This window comes from Acinetobacter sp. LipI_15, from assembly GCF_058242865.1.
Map to the genome: position 1 here is coordinate 692,086 of NZ_JBZAYN010000001.1, position 24,256 is coordinate 716,341.

Sequence of the window (24,256 nt, forward strand, 5' to 3'; positions counted from 1 at the left end):
TTGTTGACACAAGATTGTCAGACAATGTCATGTTCAATTAGGTTGCTTATCGTTTCTAATGCAAATAGATTGAGTGTAAATCTGAACATTGCATCTTATAAAAAAAAGATAGGAACAGTATGCAACAACAAGAAGCGGACAGTTTGTCAGAACAAATTGCCAAACACATCGGTGAACAAATCATTCGCGGTGAGTTGGTCGAAGGCGAGCGTATTCAGGAACTCAGAATTGCGGCCGAATTGGATGTGAGCCGTGGCTCTGTTCGTGAAGCTTTATTGATTTTAGAACGGACCCAGCTCATTGAAATCTACCCACGCCGTGGCGCCTTAGTCTCTGAAATGTCGGCTTTACAAGTGCGCTCATTATTTGATATTGCAGCATTATTGTTGGGTCAAATTGTGCATCGTATGGCGGAAACGTGGCGCAGCCATGAAGCTGAGCGTATTCAGTTATTACTTGAACAATTAGACGTGGAAACTCGCCAAGGCAATACTGAAAAGTTTTATGATCTGATTTTTCAGGGCATGGCTCGTCAGCATGAAATGGTGGGAAATACCTACCTGATGCGTTATTACCAAGAATTGTTGCCATCACTCAGACGCAGTTATTTTCTGACACTGAATATTTCACGACGTGAACTACAAGAATCTTTTGATTTGTTTAAATTAGTGACTGATGCAGTTTTAATCAGAAAATCACATCAAGCCACTTTATTTATGGAAGATTTTTGTCGACACTTACGCAACCTTGTGTTGGAATCACTAACACGGATGAAACAAATCGAATTAGCGTGGGCGAGACGTTCACGCCGCTGATCAGGACATTATGCGTTTAAGCAGCTTAAAACTTTCCGGCTTCAAATCTTTTGCCGATAGCACAACTCTAAAATTTGAAGGCAACCGTAGTGCGGTTGTTGGACCGAACGGCTGTGGTAAATCCAATGTGATTGATGCCATTCGTTGGGTTATGGGTGAATCCAGTGCCCGTCAATTGCGTGGTGGTACCATGCAAGATGTTATTTTTACCGGAACGGCAAAGCGTAAACCAGTCGGGATGGCGAGTGTTGAACTGCGTTTTGATAACACCTATGGCAAGTTAGGTGGTGCTTATAATGCCTATACTGAACTAGCAGTTCGTCGTCAGGTCAATCGTGATGGTAAATCCGAATATTTCCTCAATGGCACCAAATGCCGCCGTCGTGATATTACCGATATTTTCTTAGGTACCGGTTTAGGTCCACGTTCGTATGCGATTATTGAACAGGGCATGATCAACCGTTTGGTCGATGCCAAACCTGAAGAAATGCGTGTGTATATTGAAGAAGCCGCTGGGGTTTCTCGCTATCAAGCTCGTCGTCGTGAAACTTTACAGCATCTAGAACACACCACTCAAAACTTAGAACGTCTCGAAGACATTGCATCAGAACTGAAATCTCAGCTGAAAACCTTAAAACGCCAGTCTGAAACGGCGGTGCAATACAAAGAATTAGAAACCCAAATTCGTACTTTTAAGATCGAAGTGTTGTCTTTCCAATGTGAACAAAGCACGCGTTTACAACAAGAATATACGGTTCAAATGAACGATTTAGGTGAAAACTTTAAATTGGTTCGTTCTGAGCTGAATACTTTAGAGCATGACTTATCTTCCACTAATGCTTTATTTCAACGGCTTATTCAGCAGTCCACCCCCTTACAAAGTGAATGGCAACAGGCGGAAAAGAAACTGTCTGAGTTGAAAATGACACTGGAGCAAAAACAGGGTTTATTTGCACAAAATTCGGCAAGTTTGGTGGAGCTTGAAAAGCAAAAAGCTCAAACCAAAGAACGTTTACAGTTATTGGAGTTACAACTGGAAACGCTGCAAGAACAGCAAGATGGATTTGTTGAACAATTACAGCGTCAAGAAAGCAGTAGTCAAGATCAGACTCAACAATTGGCCGATTTGAAAGCTCAGCATCAACAAGCAGTTCAACAATTTGAACAATGCCGTGGGCAAGTCGAAAAGCAGCAACAGCAAAAGCTACAGATGTTGGCGCAGAGTGAACAATTGACCAAAAATATTGGTCGTATTGAGCAACAACGTGAGACTCTGCAACAGCAACGAGGTCAAATTCAGCATCAGGCGCAGCAAGATGAGTTGGAGCAGTATCAGCAAGATAAGCAGCAGCTCGAACAGCAAATTGTACAACAAGAGCTGGTGATTGCCGAAACTCAAGCACAGCTTGCAGCTGCACAAGAACAGCAGGCACAGCACAAAAATACGGTGTTGCAGCTAAAGTCAGAAATACAGGTGCTGTTGTCAGAGCAGAAAAACCTAAATCAATTAATGATTAAAGCTAGTCCAAAGCAGCAAAGCCAGCGTCAACATTTAATGCAGCAGTTGCAGTTGAGCACACAAGGTAAACAGCATGCACAACTGGTCGAGAAATTTTTGTCTAAATGGCTGAGTGCCCAAGTCTTGGGACACAGTGATAATTTTCAAGACGGTATTGCACGTCAGGTCAAAGGCAATCATCACACAGCAGTACAAATCGTTGGATTAGACGCTTTGGCGAGGTGGATTGAAGCACCACAACTTTCGATCTGGCAGCAGGTCGCGATTGCTGAAACATTGACGGTGGCATTGAGCCATCAGGCTAAACTGGCCGCAGGTCAGTCAATACTCACGCTCGATGGTTATCATGTTGGTGCGGATTGGGTGATTGGTCTGAACTATGACGAGGACAGCCAAGCAGGCCAAGGTGCATTGAGCCATCGTATTCGCTTAGATGAATTGACTGAATTACTTGCAGCGCAGCAGCCAAAGCTGACACAACTAGAAGGCCAATTGCCTGAGTTGCAAAATGCCGTACAGGCTTTACAGCAAAGTCTGCAACAGCAACACAGCCAATTAAAAACTTGGCAAAAAGACATTCAAAATACTGATGTTGCCATTGCGAAGGTACAAAGTTCCAATCAGGCTTTTGCTTTACAAAAGCAGCAGTTAGAAGATCAATTGCAGCAACTTGAAGCACAGCTTGAAGAAGATGCCATGCAAAAAGACGATTTGGAAATTGATCTGCATGCGCTGACAATGAAGCTTGAGCAAGCCTTGCCCAATTATAAAACCTTGCAATTCCAAGTTGAGGAATTGAGTCTAGCGCTGGAAAGTGCTCAACAATTGGCATTACACAGTCAGCAAGAATTGGAAATCGTGCGTCGTCAGTCTGTACAGACGAAACAACAGATTGAATTATTAGAAAAAGACACGGTCTTTTTGAAAGCGCAAACTCAGCAAATTATTGGACAGATGGAGCAGGCAAAGAAATTTGTCGATCCGGTACAGTTAGAATTGCCTGCGCTTGAGTCACAGTATTCTGAACAGGCCCAAGTCACTGAACGTTTACAAAAAACCTGGAATGACTGGCAGCTTGAACTCAATAATGTTCAGAGCAAACAACAGACATTGACGGAACAACGCCATTCACATCAACAGCAAGATGAAAAATTGCGTACGCAATTGGAAGAAAAGCGTCTGGCTTGGCAATCCGCGCAGTCTGATTTACAGCATTATTCTGAACAGCTAAAAGAAATGAACAGCGAAATGCTGACAGGTTTAAGCATTGATGTGGTATCCCATCAGCAAAAACTAGAAAAAGCACAGCAGCAGTTTGATAAATTGGGTGCAGTCAACTTGGCTGCGGCAGAAGAATATACTGAAGTTTCTAAACGCTTTGATGATTTAAGCCACCAAATTGATGACTTGCAAAAGACCGTTGAACAACTGCAAGCTGCGATGAAAAGCATTGATCAGGAAACGCGGAAGCTGTTTATGACCACTTTTGATAAGGTTAATGCTGAACTTCAAGCGTTATTTCCGAAAGTATTTAATGGTGGTGAAGCAAGCTTAAGCCTTGAAGATGGTTGGCAATCGGGTGTAAAACTGATGGCACGACCACCGGGTAAACGAAACAGCTCTTTGGCATTATTGTCGGGTGGTGAAAAGGCATTGACCGCATTGGCTTTGGTTTTTGCGATTTTCCGCCTAAATCCTGCGCCATTTTGCGTTTTAGACGAAGTCGATGCACCTTTAGACGATGCAAATGTAGGAAGATTTTGTAATCTTGTAAAAGAGCTTTCAGAACAAGTGCAATTTATCTACATTACACACAATAAACTGGCAATGACAATGGCAACTGACTTACTTGGTGTGACCATGCCAGAACCAGGAACTTCAAAATTAGTGACTGTGAATATTGAGCAGGCCAAAGAATACGGTTTAGCTGCGGAGGCATAACATGGAAATCACCACTATAGCTGGGATTGTAATCGCTGTAATTATCATGGTTGTGGGCATTCGAATGATGTTTCGTAAACCTGCGGATGCAGCGCCATCACTTGACACCGAATTACATATTAATCCTGATAGTCAGCAACCTGTTATTCCGCGCCATGTACGAAATCAGTTAAATACACCTGAAACCACGCCACGTGTAGAGCCGACTTTGGCTGAGAAAAAAGTTACAGCGGTTGAAGCGACTGAAACTGTTCAAGCGAATGTAACGCCAGAAGCAACTGCAACGGAACAAGCAGAGCAGAGCGTTGAGGCTACGGCAAAGACTGAGACGACAACGACGGATCCCGTTTCAGTTGAAAACGCTCAAACTGCAACAGAAGACAGTACTTTGTCTACCGAAGCAACAGAATCTACAACGGTTGCATCTGTAGCCGCCGATGCCAATGACGCCGCGACTCCTGCGACGAACGTTCAGGCAGACGCTGTTCCTGTAGAAAAAGCGCCAGAATTTAGTGTAAATAGCGCAATTGAAAAAGCTGAAATCAGCGATTTTGATGAAGAAAGCAGTATTTTGGATGCGCATTTACATGAACAAAAAATTGTTGATGAAGAAAGTGCTTTAGCGACTGCGGAAACCTATATCGCCTTAAATGTGTTCCCGGATAGCCGTGCCTTGTCGGGTGAAAAAGCATTAAAAGTGTTACTGAAATACGGTTTACGCTTTGGCGAAATGGCTTGTTTCCATCGCTATGATGAAGAAGGTACAAAGTTATTATTCTCTGTATTGCAAATGAATAATGATGGCGCTGCGCAAGGTTTTGATCTTGAAACTTTATCGACTGAAGAAGTAAAAGGTTTGGCTTTCTTCTTAGCGCTGCCACACAGCGATGTACAAAATGCCTTTGATACCATGGATAGCATTTCACGTCTAATTGCCCGTGAAATTGACGGTACTGTGTATGATCAAAATAACCAAGAATTTACACCGCAGATGCGTGAACATTGGCGTCATCAAGCCATTGATTATCGTCAAGGTCAAGCTATCGAAGTCTAAGCGTCTTTGATTGAAACTCACCGAGTGGGTTTCTATAATAGCAACAGATAATGAAATTTGAGGGCGGAGCATGAACCGCCCTTTTTTATGGTGAATGTATGACACAACAATCCACTGTCGTTGCACAGATGCGACAACTGATTCAACTCTTGGCGAAGCATAACCATGCCTACTATGTCATGGACACGCCAGAAATTGAGGACAGTGAATATGATCAACTTTTTCACCAATTAAAAGCTTTAGAAGAGCAATACCCTGATTTAGTACAATCTGATACACCAACTACAAAAGTGGGTGGAAAGGCCTTGTCTAAGTTTGAATCTGTAACCCATGCAGTGCCTATGTTGTCATTAGGTAATGTGTTTAATGCAGAAGATTTATTTGCCTTTGCCCGTCGTGCAGAAGAGCGCTTACCGAATCAAAAAATTGAATATGATGTCGAATTAAAATTTGATGGGCTGGCCATTTCTCTTTGGTATGAAAATGGCATTTTAGTCCGTGGTGTGACACGGGGCGATGGTGAAACAGGGGAAGACATTACCCAAAATGTAAAAACCATTCGTAATTTGCCTAAAGTACTGACCTCTACACAGACTGAAATTCCAAGTCTGCTTGAAGTCCGTGGTGAAGTTCTGATGCCAAAATCAGGCTTTGAAAAGCTTAATGCTGAAAATGAAGCTAAAGGTGAAAAAACCTTTGCCAATCCACGAAATGCAGCAGCAGGAAGCTTACGTCAACTCGATCCTGCAATTGCGGCTTCGCGTCCTTTGGCTTTTTATGCCTATGGCATTGCACAGTGTGAACCACATCATGGGCAAACCACCATGTCTGCAAGTCTTGAGTGGCTGACACAGTTTGGTTTTGCTGTCGGTGAACGTCACTTTATATGTGACAGCATTCAGGACGTACAAGCTGCATATGAGCAAATGATCATTGATCGTCCAAGCCTGAGCGTTGAAATTGATGGCATGGTGATTAAGGTAAACAGCCTGAAGCAACAGCAAACACTGGGCTTTTTAAGTCGTGAACCGCGCTGGGCAACGGCATATAAATTCCCTGCAGTTGCAGCGCTCACGACGGTTGAAAATATTGATTGGCAAGTGGGGCGTACAGGCACTTTAACTCCAGTCGCACGTTTAAATCCTGTTGCAGTCGGTGGCGTAACGGTTTCCAATGTCACTCTTCATAATATTGGTGAAATTCACCGCCTAGATGTCCGTGTAGGCGATACCGTGAGTGTTTACCGTAGTGGTGATGTGATTCCCAAAGTGGAAAAAGTTTGGCCTGAATTTCGACCTGTAGAAACAGTTGAAGTTCAATTGCCCGAATGTTGTCCTGTCTGTTCTTCACCTGTGGTGATGCCCGAAGGTGAAGCCTTGGCACGTTGTTCAGGTGGTTTGTACTGTGCTGCACAGCGTATTGAGGCGATTCGTCACTTTGTATCGCGTAAAGCTATGGACATTGAGGGCTTAGGCGACCGTTGGGCAGAATCTCTTTTACATCTGGATCTGCTTAAAGATGTTGCTGATATTTATAGCTTGCCTGAGCATCGTGAAAAATTACTGACCATTGAAAAAATGGGTGAAAAGTCGGTTCAAAACCTCATCGATTCTATTGAAAATAGTAAGAAAACGACACTAGGCGCATTTATTTATGCACTTGGCATTCGAGGCGTGGGTGAAACCACGGCACGCATGCTCGCCAATACCTTCCAAACCTTTGATGCGATTCGCCATGCAGATCTCGAATCCTTGAAAAAAACGCCAGACGTTGGTGATATTACCGCTGAATGGATTGTCGACTTTTTCCAAGCGCCGCATAACCTCGAAGTGGTTGATCGTTTGTTGGCAGCTGGGATTCATTGGGATGCACCTGTTGCACCAAGTCGTCAGCCGCTGAATGGCGAGAGTTGGGTGATTACTGGAACATTGAGTACCATGGGGCGTGATGAAGCGACGCAAATGCTTCAAGCCTTAGGCGCACGTGTCAGTGGTAGTGTTTCGGGTAAAACCAAATGTGTGGTTGCGGGTGAAAAGGCAGGTTCTAAATTAGAAAAGGCTGAAAAACTGGGTATTCCGGTGATGAGCGAAGACGAGTTTATTGCCTTTGTACAACAGCATAATGCTTCTTAAGTATTGAAAATCAAACCTGAAAAGGTTGTGACTTTTGAACAAACGCCTGATGCATTGCATTGGGCGTTTTTATTTTGCTGCTTAACATGATTGCGTCAGCCTATCAGTTGTTGATGATAGATCAGACATCATTCCTCAACATCACTCACGAAATATTTTGTTAAAGCGTGAATGTATTGAGATACAATTTTAGCCATAAAAAAAAGCAGCTTAGGAGCTGCTTTTTTTTATTCAGTGATCACATTATTCTTGATCAACTTTCATTGGTTTTACATCCATTTCTTGATATGAAACCAACTTGGTTTTGTGTTTCCACTTATAACCAAACCAAATGGCAAGGAATAAGAAAATACCAATATAGGTAGAAACAACGGCTAACCACTCACCATCTAAAACGGCTTGATAGTTCTGACCAAGGACCACGATGGCACACAAAATAAAGGCAAACCAAGGTGCAAATGGGAAGAATTTTGCACGGTAAGCAAGATCTTCCAATTTATTGCCTTGAGCCAAGTAGCCTTTACGGAAGCGATAATGTGAAACTGCAATACCGAGCCACACAATAAAGCCACACATACCAGACATGTTCAGTAACCAGTTAAAGACCGCTTGTTCACCGATAAAGGTGGTTAAGAAGCACAGTGCCGCAATCGCTGTTGTTGCATAAAGTGCATTCATTGGTACACCACGTGAATCTAAGCGACCAAAGACTTTCGGCGCACTGCCTTTACGTGCCATATCAAAGAGCATACGGGTAGAGGAGTACATACCAGAGTTACCCGCTGATAAAATCGCGGTTAAGATCACTGCATTCATTACTGATGCAGCAAAGGCAAAACCTGCTTTTTCATACAGTAAGGTAAATGGTGATAGTGCAATATTTTCAGTAGATGCCGCTTGTAATAAACGTGGGTCATCATAGGCAATGAGTGTACCGATAATGAAAATACACACGATATAAAACAACAAGATACGCCAGAAAATTTGCTTAATGGCAATAGGGATGGTCTTTTCAGGATCTTTCGATTCACCAGCAGCCACACCAACCATTTCAGTCCCTTGGAAAGAGAAACCGGCAATCATGGCTACACCAATCAAGGCAGATAAACCGCCGACAAATGGGGCTTCACCCTTGCTCCAGTTGGCAAATGTTTCTACGCCCGGTGTCAGCATGATTTTGCCAATCATAAACAAACCGATAATGATAAAGGCAACAATTGCGAGCACTTTAACTAGGGAGAAGAAGAATTCTGATTCACCAAAGCCTTTTACGGTCAGTGCATTAATGGCAAAGACGATTGCGAGGAAAATCGCACTCCAGTAGAAGCCCGGAATATCTGGAAACCAGAATTTCATAATGAATTGGACTGCAACCAATTCAAATGCCACGGTAATCGCCCAGTTATACCAATAGTTCCAACCCAAAGCGAAGCCGAAACCACCCTCGACATATTTGGTGCCGTAGGTAAAGAATGCACCCGAAGTTGGATTATGTGTTGCAAGCTCACCTAGACTGGTCATCAAGAAGTAAATCATGATACCAATTAAGCAGTATGCAAGCAGGGCGCCACCCGGGCCTGCATTGGCAATGGTTGCACCTGAGGCAAGGAATAAACCTGTACCAATTGATCCACCAATTGCAATCATGTTGAGATGGCGAGCACCCAACTTACGCTGAAGCTGAGCTGGTTTTTGAGTTTCGCTCATCATTGTTCCTTAAGATTTTTTTGCGTGCTCGCAAACAAGACTTTAAATCCTTGTTGGTCGGCTTTGATTGTACATTGACCGTAATGTTGCTCAATTAAAGTCGGATAATTGAGGAATCGGTTGGCAACAATCCAAAGCTCACCCCCAGACTTCAAATGTCTGCGCGAAGTTTTGCATAGATTTTCACTGGCATTGTAGTCGGTTTGAATCCCTTGATGGAAGGGTGGATTGCTGACTATGGCATGTAAAAATAATGGAGCATCCTCGATTCCTGTGACCGCTTTAATCTCAAGTTGTTCAGGTTCAAGCAAATTTTGTTCAAATGTCATTTGTGTAGACGCTAGTGCAAAGGCATCTACATCCATGGCAAAGATACGATTTTTAGGATTCAGTTTGGCTAAATAAGCACTGATAACACCCGCACCACAGCCAAAATCTGCAATTTTGCCAGAAGTCACCTGTGACAAATAAGGCAATAATGTAGCCGTACCCACATCTAAACGGTTCTGGCTAAATACACCCGGCAGTGCGCAAATCGTAAGCTCACCATTTGGGGTCTCTACTGGATATTTTTGCACCCAATCTTGCAGTGGCTTCAGTGTGACAGTTTTTTCCAATAGGGTTTGCCACATTTGACAGTGACGCGCACTATCAATTTTTAGGGTTTTACCAAAGGGTTGTAATTGTTTTGCTGCGCGTTCAACACCGCCTTTTTTCTCACCCACGAGGAAAATAGACGCACCTTGAGCAAGATGACTTGCGACATTGTGTAATAAATAATTCAGCAGTTCTTTTGATTTCGGAACAAAAATAACCGCTTGATCAAACTGACCTTCAGGAAAATCGACACCAAAATGGACGTTTGACTGTTGATTTTGAAAGTACTGAAAATCATTAAAATTCCAGCACCAAATCGATGGCTTAATATTGTCATTCAATTGACTGAGTAAGTCATCTGTCGGTGCATTTACGAAAAGCACGCGATCTTGTAATAAATCGATCTGTCGTATAACGACTTCACTTGTGAGATCCATAGATTTCTCCATCATAAAAAACACTGCCTAGGGCGGAACCTAGGCAGTGTTCTTTGACAAATGAACTTACTTCTTCACTTCAGGAAGAACAATATTCAAAATAAGGGCAGCGATACCACCAGTGGCAACGCCTGAACTGAAGATATTACGGAACAATTCAGGAAGATGTTCAAGGATTTGTGGTACTTGTGCAACACCTAGACCCAATGCCAATGAAATCGCAATGATTAATAGTGCGCGGCGGTCTAAATGAATGCCTGACAAGATATTAATACCCGAGGCAGCCACGGCACCGAACATGACCATTACAGCACCACCAAGCACGGCTTGTGGAACTGCCTGAATGACACCTGCTACAGCAGGAAGTAAGCCTAAAATAACCAATAGGGCAGCAATCCAAATGCCTACATAGCGGCTTGCAACACCTGTTAACTGAATAACACCGTTGTTTTGCGCAAATACAGAACTTGGGAATGTGTTAAAGATACCGGCAAGGAATGAGTTTGCACCATTCACCAATACACCACCTTTAATACGCTTCATCCATTCAGGGCCATCTACAGCTTGATTTGAAAGCTTAGAAGTCGCGGTAATATCGCCAATCGCTTCCAAAGATGTCACAAGGTAGATAAATGCCATTGGAATAAACAAGCTCCAAGAGAAGCTTAAGCCAAAGTGCATCGGTGTTGGAATTTGAACCAGTGGCGCATCTTTTAAACCATCAAAGTTTAAATGACCCATAAAGCCTGCAAGGATGTAACCCACGACTAAGGCAATGAGGATGGCAGAACTTTTTACCCATGTAATACGCACACGGTTCAATAAAATGATCAGTGCCAAAACGGTACATGACATGATGAGGTTGTCTGTATTGGCAAATGTTTTATCGCCCATGGCTTGATAACCACCACCCATGCTGATCAGGCCTTCTTTAATTAAAGTCAGACCAATCAATAGCACCACAATACCTGTTACCAATGGGGTAATCAGTTTTTTCACCCACGGTAAGATCCGTGACACACCCATTTCAATGAATGAACCTGCGATCACGACACCAAAAATTGCCGCCATAACTGCTTCTACAGGTGTACCTGCCGCAACCATTGCAGAACCAATACCGATAATAGGACCAATAAAGTTAAAGCTGGTTCCTTGTACAATCAGGAGACCTGCACCAAATGGACCGACTTTTTTACATTGTAAAAAGGTTGCGATACCAGAGATCACCAATGACATCGACAGAATCATATTGGTGTCTTCTTTTGACACACCAAGTGCCAAACAGATCAGCAGACCCGGCGTCACAATTGGGACAATAATGGCCAATAAATGTTGAAACGCAGCGAGAAAAGCAATAAAAGGTTTTGGTCGATCATTCAATCCATAGACTAAATCGAGTTGATCTTTTGCTTCGGGAGATTGGTTTAAATCAGACATGCGGCACTGAAAATTAAGGCTAGGTGGCGCTATTCTAATCTGTTTACACAGCTTTACAAAACCAAAAGCGTGCCAGTCGTCAAAAAAAATGCGATTGTCAATAAACTGTCACTACTAAAATCTATATTTTTTCTGTATAATTTGCCCTCAAACTTTAGGCGTATCGAATTCACATGTCAGATATTAAAACTCTCCGTAACATTGCCATCATCGCGCACGTCGACCATGGTAAAACTACTCTTGTAGACAAACTTTTACAGCAATCAGGTGCTCTTGGCGATCGCGCAGGCGAGATCGAACGTGTAATGGATTCTGGCGCTATTGAAAGTGAACGTGGTATTACCATTCTTGCAAAAAACACTGCAATCAAATGGTTAGACAAGCGTACTAACACTGAATACCGTATCAATATTGTGGATACCCCGGGACACGCCGACTTCGGTGGTGAAGTAGAACGTGTAATGTCAATGGTTGACTGCGTACTTCTTCTTGTTGACTCTCAAGAAGGCCCAATGCCACAAACTCGTTTTGTAACGCAAAAAGCGTTCGCACGTGGTTTGAAACCAATCGTAATTATTAACAAAGTCGACAAGCCAAACGCTCGTCCAGACTGGGTAATTGACCAAGTATTTGATTTGTTCGACAACCTTGGTGGTTCTGACGAACAGTTAGACTTCCCAGTTGTATATGCTTCAGGTCTTCGTGGTGTGGCTGGTCCATCTCCAGAAGAACTTGCTGAAGACATGACTCCATTGTTCGAAACAATTGTAGACATCGTTGAACCACCAGCGGTTGACGTTGACGGTCCATTCCAAATGCAAGTGTCTTCACTTGACTATAACAGCTTCGTAGGTGTTATCGGTGTTGGTCGTATTCAACGTGGTTCAGTGAAATTAAACACTCCTGTAACTGTAATCGACAAAGACGGTAAAACACGTAACGGTCGTATCTTAAAAATCATGGGTTACCATGGATTAGAGCGTATCGATGTTGAATCAGCTTCTGCTGGTGACATCGTTTGTGTAACGGGTATTGATGAACTTCATATCTCTGACACAATCTGTGATCCAAAAGCAGTTGAAGCTTTACCTGCACTTTCTGTAGACGAACCTACAGTATCGATGACTTTCCAAGTAAACAACTCACCGTTTGCTGGTAAAGAAGGTAAATTCGTAACTTCACGTAATATCCGTGAACGTCTAGATCGCGAATTGATTCACAACGTAGCATTACGTGTTGAAGATACTGATAGTCCTGACCGTTTCAAAGTGTCTGGTCGTGGTGAGCTTCACCTTTCAGTTCTTATTGAAAACATGCGTCGTGAAGGCTTCGAAATGGGCGTATCACGTCCACAAGTAATCATCAAAGAAATTGATGGTGAAAAACAAGAGCCATACGAAAACGTAACTTTTGACGTTGAAGAGCAGCACCAAGGCGCTGTAATGGAACAAATGGGTCACCGTAAAGGTGAAATGACCAATATGGAAGTTGACGGTAAAGGCCGTATCCGTATTGAAGCAACTGTTCCTTCACGTGGTTTGATTGGTTTCCGTTCTGAATTCTTAACAATGACTTCAGGTACAGGTATCATGACTTCAAGCTTCTCGCACTACGGTCCAATGAAACAAGGTACTGTTGCGAAACGTCAAAATGGTGTGTTGATTTCTATGGTTCAAGGTACTTGCTTGGGCTATGCACTATTCAGCTTACAAGACCGTGGCCGTCTATTCGCTAAACCTCAGTTAGAAGTTTATGAAGGTATGATCGTTGGTATTAACTCACGTTCAGACGACATGACTGTTAACCCAACTAAAGCGAAACAGCTAACTAACGTACGTGCTTCTGGTACTGATGATGCGTTGACTCTTGTTCCGCACATTGAATTTACGCTTGAACAAGCGCTTGAATTCATTGAAGACGACGAATTAGTTGAAGTAACACCTAAGTCAATCCGTATCCGTAAACGCTGGTTGACTGAAAACGAACGTAAACGTAACCGTAACGGTTAATTTTACAGTTTCAAAAAAACCGCTGACTTAGGTTAGCGGTTTTTTTATGCATGGGTGTTTTGAATAAAAATGCAAAAATTGAATGACTTTATTCATTTGATCCGACATACAAAATTTTGATAAATCCTTTTTAATAGAGTGAATTACTATAGTGAAAAATGTTTTGTGTGAATTTTTATACATGGCATTTAGAATCCAATAAAAACCAAGTAAATTAGGTGGAAATAGTTATACAGATATAATGTATACTTCGTCACAAAATTAAAGCTGAAAAAAATTTCTGGAGATCACATGAGTATTATTCAAGAATTTAAAGAATTTGCCGTGAAAGGCAACGTGATGGACTTGGCTGTCGGTGTCATCATTGGTGGTGCTTTCGGTAAAATCATCGATTCCATGGTAAAAGACATTATCATGCCTTTTATTTCTTGGATCCTTGGTGGTGAAGTTGATTATTCAAATTGGTTCTTAGTATTGGGCGATAACCCAAACAATTTAACCACGCTAAAAGCAGCACAGGATGCAGGCCTTAATGTTTTGGCTTACGGTAACTTCTTAACTATCTTAATCAACTTCTTGCTTTTGGCATGGGTCGTATTCTGGTTAGTGAAATTGATGAACAAATTGCGCCGTCAAAAAGTTGAAGAGCCAGCTCCAGAGGCGACTCCAGAAGATATCGAATTACTTCGTGAAATTCGTGATGAATTAAAACGTAAAGGTTAATCCTTTAGCATTTAAAACGGCACTTTGAAGTGCCGTTTTTATTAGGGTGTGTTGACATTTACAGCCGATAAATTGAGCTAAAGAGGCAACCATATAAATATACAAGCTAAAGCAACAGCGCTTTGATAGTTACGTTTTATAGCCAAATCCTAAAAACTATAGAACAATAGAGATATGGGATATTCAAAAGATTTTAAAGACAAAGTCATAGAAATTATGATTCGAGATGAAATGTCTGTGCGAAAAGCAGCACAGCATTTTAACATCTGTATACAAACGATTCAGAACTGGAAAAAGTCCACTACAAACAAACCTATTCCTGGCCGTCCAGCTAAAATTAGCAGAGAGCAAATATTGAAGGATGTTGAACAATATCCTGATGATTATCAGTATGAGCGAGCTGAACGTTTAGGAGTAAGCACTCATGCGGTATTTAATGCATTACATGCCGCAGGAATATCGCGTAAAAAAAGACGTTAAAGCATCCTAAAGCAGATCAAAATCAACGTCAGCAATTTCAAAATCTCATAGAGTGTTTAGAAGGGAAATTGCCTCTGATTTACATAGATGAAAGTGGTTTTCAAAGTGAAAGTACCAGAACTCATAGTTATAGCCTTCAAGGAACACGTGCTGAAGGTGAATTTAACTGGCAGTTGAAGAATTGCAGTAATGCGATCGGTGCAATTATCGAAAATAGATTGTTGACAGTTGGTGTGTTTAATTGTTCTGTGAATACAGAAGTATTTGAATGTTGGATTGAACAGGATTTATTACCTAAGTTGAAAGAAAGCAGTGTTTTGATTATGGACAATGCGACCTTTCACAAAGGGAAAAGACTTCAGGAGTTGATACGTTGTGCAGGCCATTACATTGTGTGGCTTCCTAAATATAGTCCAGATTTAAATCCAATAGAAAATATGTGGTCACGAGTCAAGGCGATTCGAACTAAGTTTAGAGTTAAAGATATTGATAAATTATTTAAAGATTACTGTAATGATTTATTTGGTATTTAGCTATAGCTTATCGTATCTTGTGGCAATTCCTTTAAATTGTTTTAATCTACAAAATGCATTTTCAACTAAATGTCTGATTTTATACATATACCAGTCCATATCATCATTGCTAGATTTGGCATTTGATCTTCGAGGAATGTTTGCTTTCGTATTACTTTCTCTAATTTTCTTTCTGAAACTTTCTGAATCATAGCCTTTATCTGCACATAGCATTTCTGACTCTGTTAAATCTAATTTTGATACAAGATCAGGTGCAACCTTAATATCATGTGAAGTTCCATCTGAAATAATAAATTCAATAGGATTACCATTTGAATCGATTGCTAAATGTATTTTTGAACTATTACCACCAATACTTTTGGAAATACTTTGATTCTTAATACCAGCTGAATGTTGATGCGCTCGTACATGGCTCCCATCGATAAAAATCCACTCTTTATCAGCATGCTGGCTGAATAATTTAAAAATATTCATAAACTTACTATTTTTAGACCATCGATTATATTTCTTAAAAATAGAATTTGATTTACCAAACTCTTGAGGTAAATCACGCCAAGGACAGCCTGTTCTAATTCGAAATAAAATCGCTTCAATAAAATTCCGTAAATTTAATTTGAGATAAATATTAAAGTGACGGAAAATAGCAAGTAACTTGGACCAGTGTTGATCATTTAGCATTGTTCGAGGCATAGCGAGTGTAAAATTGGGTTTGGCGATTTAATTTTACTATCTCGCTATTTTTTTAATCAACAAATGTCAACAGATCCTAATCTTAGAATTAAATAAAAATTTGAAAATATATATGGAAAAAATTATAAATATTGTATTGTTAGGCTGCTCAATTGTAATAGTTACAAATGCTTTTGCTGCACAAAATTCTGAAAATAAAGATTTTATAAATTATTTTCCTGAAGCTATGAGAGAGTCTGTTCAAGAAATTTGCCAAAACTTGAATAACACGGATAATGAAAATGGTATTTACTATAGTCGATCGAACTTAGACAAATACAAAATTTTAAGCCTTAAAAATAATCATTATAATATTTATATTTTTAACAGAGATTGGCGTTCTGATGCTGTTAAATTAGTTTTTTTTTGCTAATGGATTATATAAAAGAGATGGGTATAAGATTGCATTAGAAACATCATCAAGACCCAACGATAATAATATTTATGATCATCGCGAATTAACTTGGGTTAAAGATGAGAACAACAGTTATTTAATTAATGATCTTAAAGATAGTGCATCAAGTATTTCTTGGAATAAAACCCTAGGTAGACCTTCAGAATTTTTGAAGAGAATTGATTGTAATATCAATTCAATTCGTGCATATAAAGGTGATGATGAAATTGCACCAGACTATAAAAAATTACCACATGATTTAGCACAGTATGTATTAGAAAAACCATTACATTTAGAAATAGCATATGCTTTTGATGTTAGTAAGGAAATAGCAAAACAAACAGATTCTGAAGCTTATACTGTACAAGTTGTAAAATTTAAAATTAATGACATAAGCAAGTTATCACTAAATCAGCCTGTTTGTATTTTATTCGGGAGGTCTAAAGGTGCTGTGGGACATTTAAAAAAATCCAGAGTCTCCTATTTCAAAAGCATGGTTTTCATATTATAAAGCGAATGTAAATGAGAGAACTACCTTTCCCCAAAAAGGGGATATTTTGACAACTTCAAAATTTGAATGCGATCAAATAACTATTAAAAATCCATCCGAAACTTAATTTCTAACAAATGCCAGCCAAACTGGCTTTTGATCGGGCCATGCAGTTCACGTTCGGGTAGGGTAAATACCGCCTTATCAATTGGACCAACCAGTTGGCCTTTTTTAATGTCGCCAAGCTCACCGCCTTTTTTACCCGAAGGGCATGTCGAATGCTGCTTTGCAATTTTGGCAAAGTCCGCACCGCCTTTGATTTTCTTTTTTAGTTGCTCACATAGTTCTTTATCTTTGACTAAGATGTGGCGAACAATCGCAGACTTCATGCGTTATTTCCTTTCACGGTTTTCTCAGTCAGCATTTTAACCTTTTTTAAAGGCTGACACTCTGGGCAAAACACCGATGCACGTTGCCCTAGTTTGATATTTTGCAAGATGGTTTCACAGTTGATGCACATTTCACCGGCACGTCCGTAGGCGAGCAGAGTTTGTTGGAAATAACCATTTTCGCCCGTCGCATTGGTGTAATCACGTAAAGTCGAACCGCCTAAATCAATTGCCTGTTTTAAAATACGTTTGATTTCGATGACCATTTTTTCAACTTGTTCAAAACTCAAACTCGATGCTGGCTGCGCAGGGTGTATGCCGAGGTTAAACAGGCTTTCCGTTGCATAAATATTGCCGACACCGACTACGATATGATTGTCCATGATCGATACTTTGATACCGGTCTGCTTATTTTTAAATTTTTGGAATAAGTATTCAGCATTAAACGCATCACTCAGCGGTTCAGGGCCAAGCGTGTCAATCAGTTTGCTTTGAGATGATGCATCTAACCATAAAATACAGCCAAAGCGGCGTGGATCGTGATAGCGTAATTGCATATCTTCAAAATGAATCACCAGATGGTCATGCTTTCGTAATGCTTCATGACCTTCACAAATCCGAAAACTGCCAGACATGCCCAAATGCCACAGCATGCTGTCCTGTTCAAATTCAGCCAAAATATATTTTGATCGACGGCTGAGCTGAAGCAGCTTTTGTCCGACGAGTTTTTGAATGTCGTCAGGAATAGGCCAACGCAGACTCGACTGAAAAACCTCAACTTTGAGAACCTTTTCATTCAATAATGGCAATAAACTGGTTTTAGTGGTTTCTACTTCTGGTAATTCAGGCATAAAGGTCGAAGCAATGGATCATTCAAGTTATGCATACTATTGGGTCTAGCCCTACAGAATGCAAGTTTCATCGCGGCCTGAGGGAGTGTATGAATAGGTTGTTGATTAATAATTGTGAGAATAATAAACCAATAAGTCACGATAATGAGTTTAAACAAGAGATCGGAATTTTAAAATTTGAATTTTAAAAAAACATAAGATATTGAAAAATATAAATTAAAAATATTACATAACAATAGATTTATTTAAAATCATTTATTGATAAATTAAAGTTTGGTGAATGATAAAAATAATGCTGAGATAGAACGTGAAAAATTATGTAATTTTTGTGACATTAGATTTCAAGCCTTGTGGCTTGTCTAGAGACTCTCTCCAGATTTAGGTTTTACCATGAAAAAATACAGTCTAGCTCTTCTACCTGCATTTGTTGCAGCAGCCATGACACATGTTCACGCCGCAGAAGCATTCGACACTAAAGGTCAGTACATGCTCGGGGATTGGGATGGTAAACGTACCGAACTTGCACAACAAGGTGTGAAGTTTGAGGCCAATATTGCTGCTGATGCTGCCTATCTTGCCGATGGCGGTCGTAATCCGGGACATTCAGCAACGGTAGCCAGCCAATTGTGGTTAGGTACACAGCTTGATATGGAAAAACTCGCAGGTTGGGATAGCGTGACTGTGCGTGCTGTAATGACTGCTCGTCAAGGTCAAAGTACCTCAGTTCGTGATTTGCAAGGGGATGTTCCTCAATTGGCAAATGCACAAGCCAATTTTGGTCGTGGTAATCAGGACAGTCGCTTAACTGAATTATCGATTGAAAAGAATTTTAAAGAACAAGGTATTAGTGTTAAAGCCGGTCGTCTTGGTGTCGGTATGGACTTTAACGTGATGGCGTGTGATTTTGCCAGCAATGCCTTTTGTGCTGCACAAATGGGTAAATGGCAAGGTTCTATGTGGATGAATACCCCAGTTTCACAATGGGGTGGACGTGTGAAATACCAAGCGACACCAGAACTTGCGGCACAAGTCGGTGTTTATGAATTTAACCCTGACAATGGTAATGCCAAAGCAGAAGGTCAAGGTTGGAGTCTAGATACAGATCATGCTGATGGCGTAACCATTCCCGTAGAATTGGTTTGGACACCAAAATCATTGGTCAATGGCTTACCGGGCAGCTACCGCTTTGGTGCGATGTACAACACTGCAGATAATGTAAAAAATCAAAAAGACATTATTTCGGGTGAAGCAGAAGATCGTACCTTTGGTGGTTGGGTTGCGATTGAGCAACAGTTAACGTCTACAGGTGAAGGCAAACGTGGTTTGCATAGCTTTGCCAATTTTACTTGGCATGATCGTGTCACCACAAAAGTTGATAACTCACAGCAGCTGGGTTTGAAATACATTGGATTGGCCGATCGTTTACCAAACGATATGGTTGGCTTGGGCGTGAACCGTGTGCATGTAAATGATCGACTTTCTGCTGAGAAATTTGATGCAAGTGCGGAATATAATGTCGAGTTGAACTATAGCCATAACCCTACGAAATGGTTGATGATTCGCCCAAGTTTACAATATGTGATTAACCCAGGCTCAACAAATCGGGTTGATGATGCTTTCCTAATTGGTTTAAGCTCTAAGGTAATATTCTAATGTCAAAATAGGTGCTCTATGCAAAGTAAATTTAACGTCACATCATTTAAGACACATTTACTTTGCCTAACGGCATGTATTAGCCAGCAGCTGTATGCAGAAACAGGTTCTACGGAACCTGTTTTACTTCCTGAGATTACCATTGAAGCACCACGAACCAATACCACGTGGTTAAAAACACCTGCATCGGTATACCGTGTACAGCAGGCTGAAAATAATAACAATACGGGTGTGAATCTGTCTGAAACCTTAAAAGGTGTGCCCGGACTACAACTCAATAACCGTGAAAACTATGCACAAGACTTGCAACTGTCTATGCGAGGCTTTGGCGCACGTTCAACATTTGGTGTGCGTGGTATCCGTTTATATGTTGATGGAATCCCTGCGACCATGCCGGATGGGCAAGGACAGACGTCAAACATCGATATGAGTAGCTTAAATCATATCGAGGTATTGGGCGGGCCATTTTCTTCTTTATATGGCAACTCTTCGGGTGGGGCAATCTTAACAACAACCAAGCAAGGTACTGGAAAAGACTCGATCGAACTCGGCTATTCGGGCGGCAGTCATCATAAAAGCCGTGCTGATATTGTGCTGCAAGGTGGCTCAGAACAGGCCAATGAACCTAGCTATGTTGTCAGTTCTTCTTATTTTGAAACCGATGGGTACCGTGATCATAGTGCCGCAAATAAGGTACTTAGCAATGCAAAACTGACTTGGGATCTGGATGATGGTTCCAAGGTCAATTGGATTGTGAATCATGTGGATATCAATGCCGATGATCCACAAGGGTTGACTCGGGAGAAATTGCGTCAAAATCCGAAACAGCAAGTAGCATTTTTAAAGCAGTTTGATGTACGTAAAGAAATTAACCAAACTCAAACGGGCTTAACATGGAAAAAACCATTGAATGATCAGCATGAACTTAATGCAATGGTGTATATGGGGCAACGTGATGTAACCCAGTATCAATCGATTCCTAAAGGTGATTATTCAATCAATTTAGGCTTAGATGAAGATGGAAATCCAATATCATCAACAAGTCAAAGAAACCCTCGCCATGCAGGCGGTGTGATTGATTTTAGCCGTGACTATTATGGAACAGATATTCGCTGGACAGGCAAAGACCTCTTGCCGAATACGCGTTTAACTGCAGGCCTTGCCTTTGATTACATGGATGAAGACCGTAAGGGCTATGAAAATTTTGATGCCAATGACAATTATGGCGTGAAAGGTGATTTACGCCGTGATGAAAATAATACCTTGTGGAATTTAGATCCCTATGTACAAGCTTCGTGGAATTTTTTACCCAATTGGACTTTAGATACAGGGCTACGATATAGCAATGTACACTATGAGTCTAAAGATCATTATCAGCAGCAAGCAGTATATGCAGCAGATAAAGACAATGGTGACGACAGCGGTAAAACTGACTATGACAAAGTTTTACCTTCAGCAGCGTTAAGCTGGAATATTGCACCTCAACTGAATGCCTATGTCAGTTATGCCAAAGGTTTTGAAACACCGACCTTTACAGAAATGGCCTATTCTAAAGATGACGGCATGAATTTTGATTTAAAACCGGCCAGTAGCGATAACTACGAGCTTGGGCTTAAATCACAAAATGCATGGGGGAATTTCACTGCAGCAGTGTTCCAAAGTAAAACCCAAGATGACATCGTCTCTGCAGGAAGTATCAATGGTCGTGCAACCTATAAAAATGCCGATAAAACCTTACGTGAAGGTGTTGAGCTTTCGTGGAATAAACAGCTATGGCGAGATTTAAGCGCGCAAGCAAGCTACAGTTATATCGATGCCACTTTTGATGCCGCAATTCCTGACAGTGATGTCGTCAAAGGCACTTATATACCGGGTATCGCCAAAAACCAAGCGTTTGCCGCACTGAATTGGCAGCCAGATATTGGCTTTAATGCCGGCCTAGATGTTCGCTATATGGATAAAGTCTATGTCGATGATGCCAACAGTGATGCCGCGTCGAGCTATACCGTGGTTTCTGCCAACGCAGGTTATGTGTGGAAACAAGCAGATTGGAAAGTCAAAACCTATGTACGTGCAGATAATTTGTTTGATGAGAACTATGTCGGTTCAGTGATCGTCAATGATGGAAACGGACGCTTCTTTGAACCCGCAGATGGTTTGAATTGGAGTGCAGGATTAAGTGTGACCAAAGCCTTCTAAAAGGAGAGTGATGTGGCGTTGTTATTTCAACCAATTCAGTTTGGAACATTGGGGCTGAGTAATCGAATCGTGATTGCACCCATGTGTCAATATTCTGCCAATGAGCAAGGGGAGTTAAGCTATTGGCATGAGCAACAATGGGCGAATTATGCCTTGTCAGGTGCCGGACTTTGTATCATCGAGGCAACAGCTGTACAGGCAGAGGGGCGCATTAGCTATGCAGACCTCGGCCTTTGGAATGATATGCAACGCGCGCAGATGAAGGCACTATTGGCCAAGGTGAAATCACTTTCACCTATGCCATTTGCTATCCAACTGGCACATGCGGGTCGTAAGGCATCGACAGATAAACCTTGGGCAGGACGTGGACAATTACCCCCAGATCATCCTCAAGGATGGCAAACTGTGTCAGCCAGTGATTTGCCCTTTAATGCCACAGATCATGTACCCCATGCTTTAAGCCGAGATGAAATCCAGCAGATCATTCAAGACTTTGCCGATTCAGCAAAACGCGCGGTAGATGCAGGCTTTGACTTAATTGAGCTACATGCCGCACATGGTTATTTGCTGCATCAATTTATGTCGCCATTGTCGAATCAGCGTAGCGATGAATATGGTGGCAGTCTGGAAAATCGCATTCGACTGACGCTTGAAGTGTTCCAAGCCATGAAAAATACCGTTCCTGAAGATTATCCAATTGGGGTACGTATTTCTGCAACTGACTGGATGGAATATACTGAAGCACCGAGTTGGGATCTAGACTCGGCTGTTGGTTTGTCAAAAGCGCTTGCACAACTAGGCACAGCCTATATTCATGTTTCTAGTGGCGGCTTAGATGTTGCGCAAAAAATTCAATTACAAGCCAGTTATCAAGTGCCTTTCGCTGAAGCCATTAAGCAAGCCGTTCAGGTTCCCGTAATTGCTGTGGGTTTAATTACCGAAGCAATGCAAGCCGAAGGCATCTTACAATATGGCATGGCAGATGCGATTGGTCTTGCTCGTGCAATTCAATATGACCCGCGTTGGCCATGGCATGCCGCTGCTGAACTCGGTGAAAATTTAAAAATTTCTCCGCAGTATTTACGCTGTCAGCCGCATGCACAAAGAAGTCAATTTACGGCTTTCTAATTTTCAAAATTTATAGCGGTCCTATCTACACTCTCAGGTTGAGGGTGTGGATAGAAGAGTCTATTACACAGGATATTTCGTATGGTCTTTGAGGTGATTGGTCCAATCTTTTTTCTTTTGGCCTTGGGATATCTGTCTGTAAAATGCAGTTTATTGAGTAAAGAACAGGTCGGAACCATTGGTGCATTTGTGATTAAGATTGCACTGCCGGCTTTGTTTTTTCAGTCATTAGCTTCTAAAGATTTGCATCAAATTTGGTATCCCGGCTATTTCTTTGTTTATACCGGAGTCACGTTTTTACTGTATGGTATGGCCTATTGGCTATTGTCGACACATTTTAAAAATAATATGTCGCAAACAGCGGTACTGTCATTAGGCGCTGGCATGTCAAATACAGGCTTAATTGGCACTGCAGTGCTAAGCTTGTTGGTCGGTCAAAATGCGATGACCTATACCTCACTAATCGTCATTATTGAAAGTGTGCTGCTGATTCCAACGGTACTGGTCCTTGCGCAATTAGGAAGTTCACAGCAAAAAGCCAATATTGGCGACATCATCAAAAATACCTTAATGACCCTGTTAAAAAATCCACTCTTTGCAGGGGTAATGCTAGGGATTGGGTTTGCAATTTTCCAAATTCGTTTGCCTCATCAAATCAATGATGTACTAGCGATGTTAGGTCAAACGGCTTCACCACTGGCACTGTTTGCAATTGGTGGAGGGATTGTCGGTATGAGCTTAAAGTATGTGAATGCTCAGAGCTTCTATTTGGTGATTTCAAGCAACTTGGTGATGCCTTTACTGACTTATTTAGGCTTACGTTATTTGACCGATGTCAGCCAAGAGATGTTATATGCAGGGACGATTATTGCCGCATTACCGATGCCGACGATTTTTGCCATGCTTGGACAAGTTTATGGCTTAAATGAAAAGACCTTAACGCCTTTGTTGATGAGTACTATCTTGGGCTTTGTCGTAACAGGTGTATTAATCAGTCTGTGGTGGGCGTGATTTTGATCAGCTCAAGATTTGCTTAAAC

20 protein-coding genes are annotated in these 24,256 nt (G+C 41.3%); 14 read left to right on the top strand and 6 right to left on the bottom strand.

Translation table 11 applies throughout. The annotated features are described in order from the left end of the window. The first annotated feature begins 119 nt into the window (after window positions 1-119). The 4 genes from AC4CU0_RS03355 (at window position 120) to ligA (ending at window position 7,461) form a co-directional block, all read left to right on the top strand. The gene (locus AC4CU0_RS03355; protein WP_078191157.1) at window positions 120-815 is read left to right on the top strand and encodes a GntR family transcriptional regulator; all 696 of its coding nucleotides are present in this window, start codon (window positions 120-122) and stop codon (window positions 813-815) included. Window positions 816-825: 10 nt separating this feature from the next. Beyond that, on the top strand, window positions 826-4,275 hold the full coding sequence (gene smc, locus AC4CU0_RS03360) for a chromosome segregation protein SMC (RefSeq protein WP_490742461.1): 3,450 nt from the start codon (window positions 826-828) through the stop codon (window positions 4,273-4,275). Between the two features lies 1 nt (window position 4,276). Beyond that, window positions 4,277-5,329 (top strand): cell division protein ZipA C-terminal FtsZ-binding domain-containing protein, encoded by a 1,053-nt coding sequence (locus tag AC4CU0_RS03365; protein ID WP_490742462.1) that lies wholly within the window; start codon window positions 4,277-4,279, stop codon window positions 5,327-5,329. A 98-nt stretch (window positions 5,330-5,427) separates the two neighbouring features. Beyond that, window positions 5,428-7,461 carry an NAD-dependent DNA ligase LigA gene (gene ligA, locus AC4CU0_RS03370; RefSeq protein WP_490742463.1) on the top strand — a complete coding sequence of 678 codons (2,034 nt, stop codon included), beginning with the start codon at window positions 5,428-5,430 and terminating at the stop codon, window positions 7,459-7,461. 243 nt (window positions 7,462-7,704) lie between these two features. Here ligA and AC4CU0_RS03375 read toward each other — a convergent pair whose 3' ends face one another. The 3 genes from AC4CU0_RS03375 to AC4CU0_RS03385 all read right to left on the bottom strand — a co-directional run bounded on the left by AC4CU0_RS03375 (window position 7,705) and on the right by AC4CU0_RS03385 (window position 11,639). Beyond that, complete coding sequence (locus AC4CU0_RS03375) at window positions 7,705-9,168, bottom strand: amino acid permease (protein WP_180009892.1); 1,464 nt, start codon at window positions 9,166-9,168, stop codon at window positions 7,705-7,707. Beyond that, on the bottom strand, window positions 9,168-10,202 hold the full coding sequence (locus AC4CU0_RS03380; protein WP_078192341.1) for a methyltransferase: 1,035 nt from the start codon (window positions 10,200-10,202) through the stop codon (window positions 9,168-9,170). The genes AC4CU0_RS03375 and AC4CU0_RS03380 overlap by 1 nt, the downstream gene beginning before the upstream one ends. A 66-nt stretch (window positions 10,203-10,268) precedes the next feature. Further along, a complete protein-coding gene (locus AC4CU0_RS03385; protein WP_180009891.1) occupies window positions 10,269-11,639 on the bottom strand; it encodes a uracil-xanthine permease family protein in 1,371 nt (456 codons plus the stop codon). A gap of 173 nt (window positions 11,640-11,812) precedes the next feature. On the opposite strand from AC4CU0_RS03385, the gene typA reads away from it, so the two are divergent. From typA to AC4CU0_RS03405, 4 genes are all read left to right on the top strand, one after another. Further along, the gene (gene typA / locus AC4CU0_RS03390; RefSeq protein WP_111884800.1) at window positions 11,813-13,648 is read left to right on the top strand and encodes a translational GTPase TypA; all 1,836 of its coding nucleotides are present in this window, start codon (window positions 11,813-11,815) and stop codon (window positions 13,646-13,648) included. Window positions 13,649-13,939: 291 nt separating this feature from the next. Next, a complete protein-coding gene (gene mscL / locus AC4CU0_RS03395) occupies window positions 13,940-14,371 on the top strand; it encodes a large conductance mechanosensitive channel protein MscL (protein WP_490742464.1) in 432 nt (143 codons plus the stop codon). A 174-nt stretch (window positions 14,372-14,545) separates the two neighbouring features. Further along, window positions 14,546-14,851 (top strand): IS630 transposase-related protein, encoded by a 306-nt coding sequence (locus AC4CU0_RS03400; protein WP_087547287.1) that lies wholly within the window; start codon window positions 14,546-14,548, stop codon window positions 14,849-14,851. A 47-nt stretch (window positions 14,852-14,898) separates the two neighbouring features. Then, window positions 14,899-15,384 (top strand): transposase, encoded by a 486-nt coding sequence (locus tag AC4CU0_RS03405; protein ID WP_227554803.1) that lies wholly within the window; start codon window positions 14,899-14,901, stop codon window positions 15,382-15,384. On the opposite strand, the gene AC4CU0_RS03410 is transcribed toward AC4CU0_RS03405, so the two are convergent. Then, window positions 15,385-16,074 carry an IS5 family transposase gene (locus tag AC4CU0_RS03410; RefSeq protein WP_490742465.1) on the bottom strand — a complete coding sequence of 230 codons (690 nt, stop codon included), beginning with the start codon at window positions 16,072-16,074 and terminating at the stop codon, window positions 15,385-15,387. Between the two features lie 112 nt (window positions 16,075-16,186). On the opposite strand from AC4CU0_RS03410, the gene AC4CU0_RS03415 reads away from it, so the two are divergent. Beyond that, the gene (locus AC4CU0_RS03415) at window positions 16,187-16,486 is read left to right on the top strand and encodes a hypothetical protein (protein WP_490742466.1); all 300 of its coding nucleotides are present in this window, start codon (window positions 16,187-16,189) and stop codon (window positions 16,484-16,486) included. Between the two features lie 190 nt (window positions 16,487-16,676). Further along, window positions 16,677-17,018: a hypothetical protein gene (locus AC4CU0_RS03420; RefSeq protein WP_490742467.1), complete on the top strand. Its 342-nt coding sequence runs from the start codon at window positions 16,677-16,679 to the stop codon at window positions 17,016-17,018. 83 nt (window positions 17,019-17,101) lie between these two features. On the opposite strand, the gene AC4CU0_RS03425 is transcribed toward AC4CU0_RS03420, so the two are convergent. Together AC4CU0_RS03425 and mutM are read right to left on the bottom strand one after the other, a co-directional pair. Further along, a complete protein-coding gene (locus AC4CU0_RS03425; protein ID WP_086198859.1) occupies window positions 17,102-17,386 on the bottom strand; it encodes a peptidylprolyl isomerase in 285 nt (94 codons plus the stop codon). Beyond that, window positions 17,383-18,237, bottom strand: coding sequence for a bifunctional DNA-formamidopyrimidine glycosylase/DNA-(apurinic or apyrimidinic site) lyase (gene mutM, locus AC4CU0_RS03430; RefSeq protein ID WP_490742468.1), 855 nt, complete (start codon window positions 18,235-18,237; stop codon window positions 17,383-17,385). Before mutM ends, AC4CU0_RS03425 begins: the two co-directional genes overlap by 4 nt. A 390-nt stretch (window positions 18,238-18,627) precedes the next feature. Here mutM and AC4CU0_RS03435 point away from each other — a divergent pair, with 390 nt between their 5' ends. The 4 genes from AC4CU0_RS03435 to AC4CU0_RS03450 all read left to right on the top strand — a co-directional run bounded on the left by AC4CU0_RS03435 (window position 18,628) and on the right by AC4CU0_RS03450 (window position 24,228). Further along, the gene (locus AC4CU0_RS03435; protein ID WP_490742470.1) at window positions 18,628-19,890 is read left to right on the top strand and encodes a carbohydrate porin; all 1,263 of its coding nucleotides are present in this window, start codon (window positions 18,628-18,630) and stop codon (window positions 19,888-19,890) included. 18 nt (window positions 19,891-19,908) lie between these two features. Further along, the gene (locus AC4CU0_RS03440; protein ID WP_490742471.1) at window positions 19,909-22,089 is read left to right on the top strand and encodes a TonB-dependent receptor domain-containing protein; all 2,181 of its coding nucleotides are present in this window, start codon (window positions 19,909-19,911) and stop codon (window positions 22,087-22,089) included. A 12-nt stretch (window positions 22,090-22,101) separates the two neighbouring features. Then, window positions 22,102-23,217 (top strand): NADH:flavin oxidoreductase/NADH oxidase, encoded by a 1,116-nt coding sequence (locus tag AC4CU0_RS03445; protein WP_490742472.1) that lies wholly within the window; start codon window positions 22,102-22,104, stop codon window positions 23,215-23,217. An 81-nt stretch (window positions 23,218-23,298) separates the two neighbouring features. Then, window positions 23,299-24,228 carry an AEC family transporter gene (locus tag AC4CU0_RS03450; RefSeq protein ID WP_180027265.1) on the top strand — a complete coding sequence of 310 codons (930 nt, stop codon included), beginning with the start codon at window positions 23,299-23,301 and terminating at the stop codon, window positions 24,226-24,228. The last annotated feature ends 28 nt before the right edge of the window (window positions 24,229-24,256 follow it).

Bases quoted from the DNA above. Each gene is read 5' to 3' on its own strand.
- AC4CU0_RS03355 (WP_078191157.1), top strand. From the start codon at position 120: ATGCAACAACAAGAAGCGGACAGTTTGTCAGAACAAATTGCCAAACAC.
- smc (WP_490742461.1), top strand. From the start codon at position 826: ATGCGTTTAAGCAGCTTAAAACTTTCCGGCTTCAAATCTTTTGCCGAT.
- AC4CU0_RS03365 (WP_490742462.1), top strand. From the start codon at position 4,277: ATGGAAATCACCACTATAGCTGGGATTGTAATCGCTGTAATTATCATG.
- ligA (WP_490742463.1), top strand. From the start codon at position 5,428: ATGACACAACAATCCACTGTCGTTGCACAGATGCGACAACTGATTCAA.
- AC4CU0_RS03375 (WP_180009892.1), bottom strand. From the start codon at position 9,168: ATGAGCGAAACTCAAAAACCAGCTCAGCTTCAGCGTAAGTTGGGTGCT.
- AC4CU0_RS03380 (WP_078192341.1), bottom strand. From the start codon at position 10,202: ATGGATCTCACAAGTGAAGTCGTTATACGACAGATCGATTTATTACAA.
- AC4CU0_RS03385 (WP_180009891.1), bottom strand. From the start codon at position 11,639: ATGTCTGATTTAAACCAATCTCCCGAAGCAAAAGATCAACTCGATTTA.
- typA (WP_111884800.1), top strand. From the start codon at position 11,813: ATGTCAGATATTAAAACTCTCCGTAACATTGCCATCATCGCGCACGTC.
- mscL (WP_490742464.1), top strand. From the start codon at position 13,940: ATGAGTATTATTCAAGAATTTAAAGAATTTGCCGTGAAAGGCAACGTG.
- AC4CU0_RS03400 (WP_087547287.1), top strand. From the start codon at position 14,546: ATGGGATATTCAAAAGATTTTAAAGACAAAGTCATAGAAATTATGATT.
- AC4CU0_RS03410 (WP_490742465.1), bottom strand. From the start codon at position 16,074: ATGCCTCGAACAATGCTAAATGATCAACACTGGTCCAAGTTACTTGCT.
- AC4CU0_RS03415 (WP_490742466.1), top strand. From the start codon at position 16,187: ATGGAAAAAATTATAAATATTGTATTGTTAGGCTGCTCAATTGTAATA.
- AC4CU0_RS03425 (WP_086198859.1), bottom strand. From the start codon at position 17,386: ATGAAGTCTGCGATTGTTCGCCACATCTTAGTCAAAGATAAAGAACTA.
- mutM (WP_490742468.1), bottom strand. From the start codon at position 18,237: ATGCCTGAATTACCAGAAGTAGAAACCACTAAAACCAGTTTATTGCCA.
- AC4CU0_RS03435 (WP_490742470.1), top strand. From the start codon at position 18,628: ATGAAAAAATACAGTCTAGCTCTTCTACCTGCATTTGTTGCAGCAGCC.
- AC4CU0_RS03440 (WP_490742471.1), top strand. From the start codon at position 19,909: ATGCAAAGTAAATTTAACGTCACATCATTTAAGACACATTTACTTTGC.
- AC4CU0_RS03450 (WP_180027265.1), top strand. From the start codon at position 23,299: ATGGTCTTTGAGGTGATTGGTCCAATCTTTTTTCTTTTGGCCTTGGGA.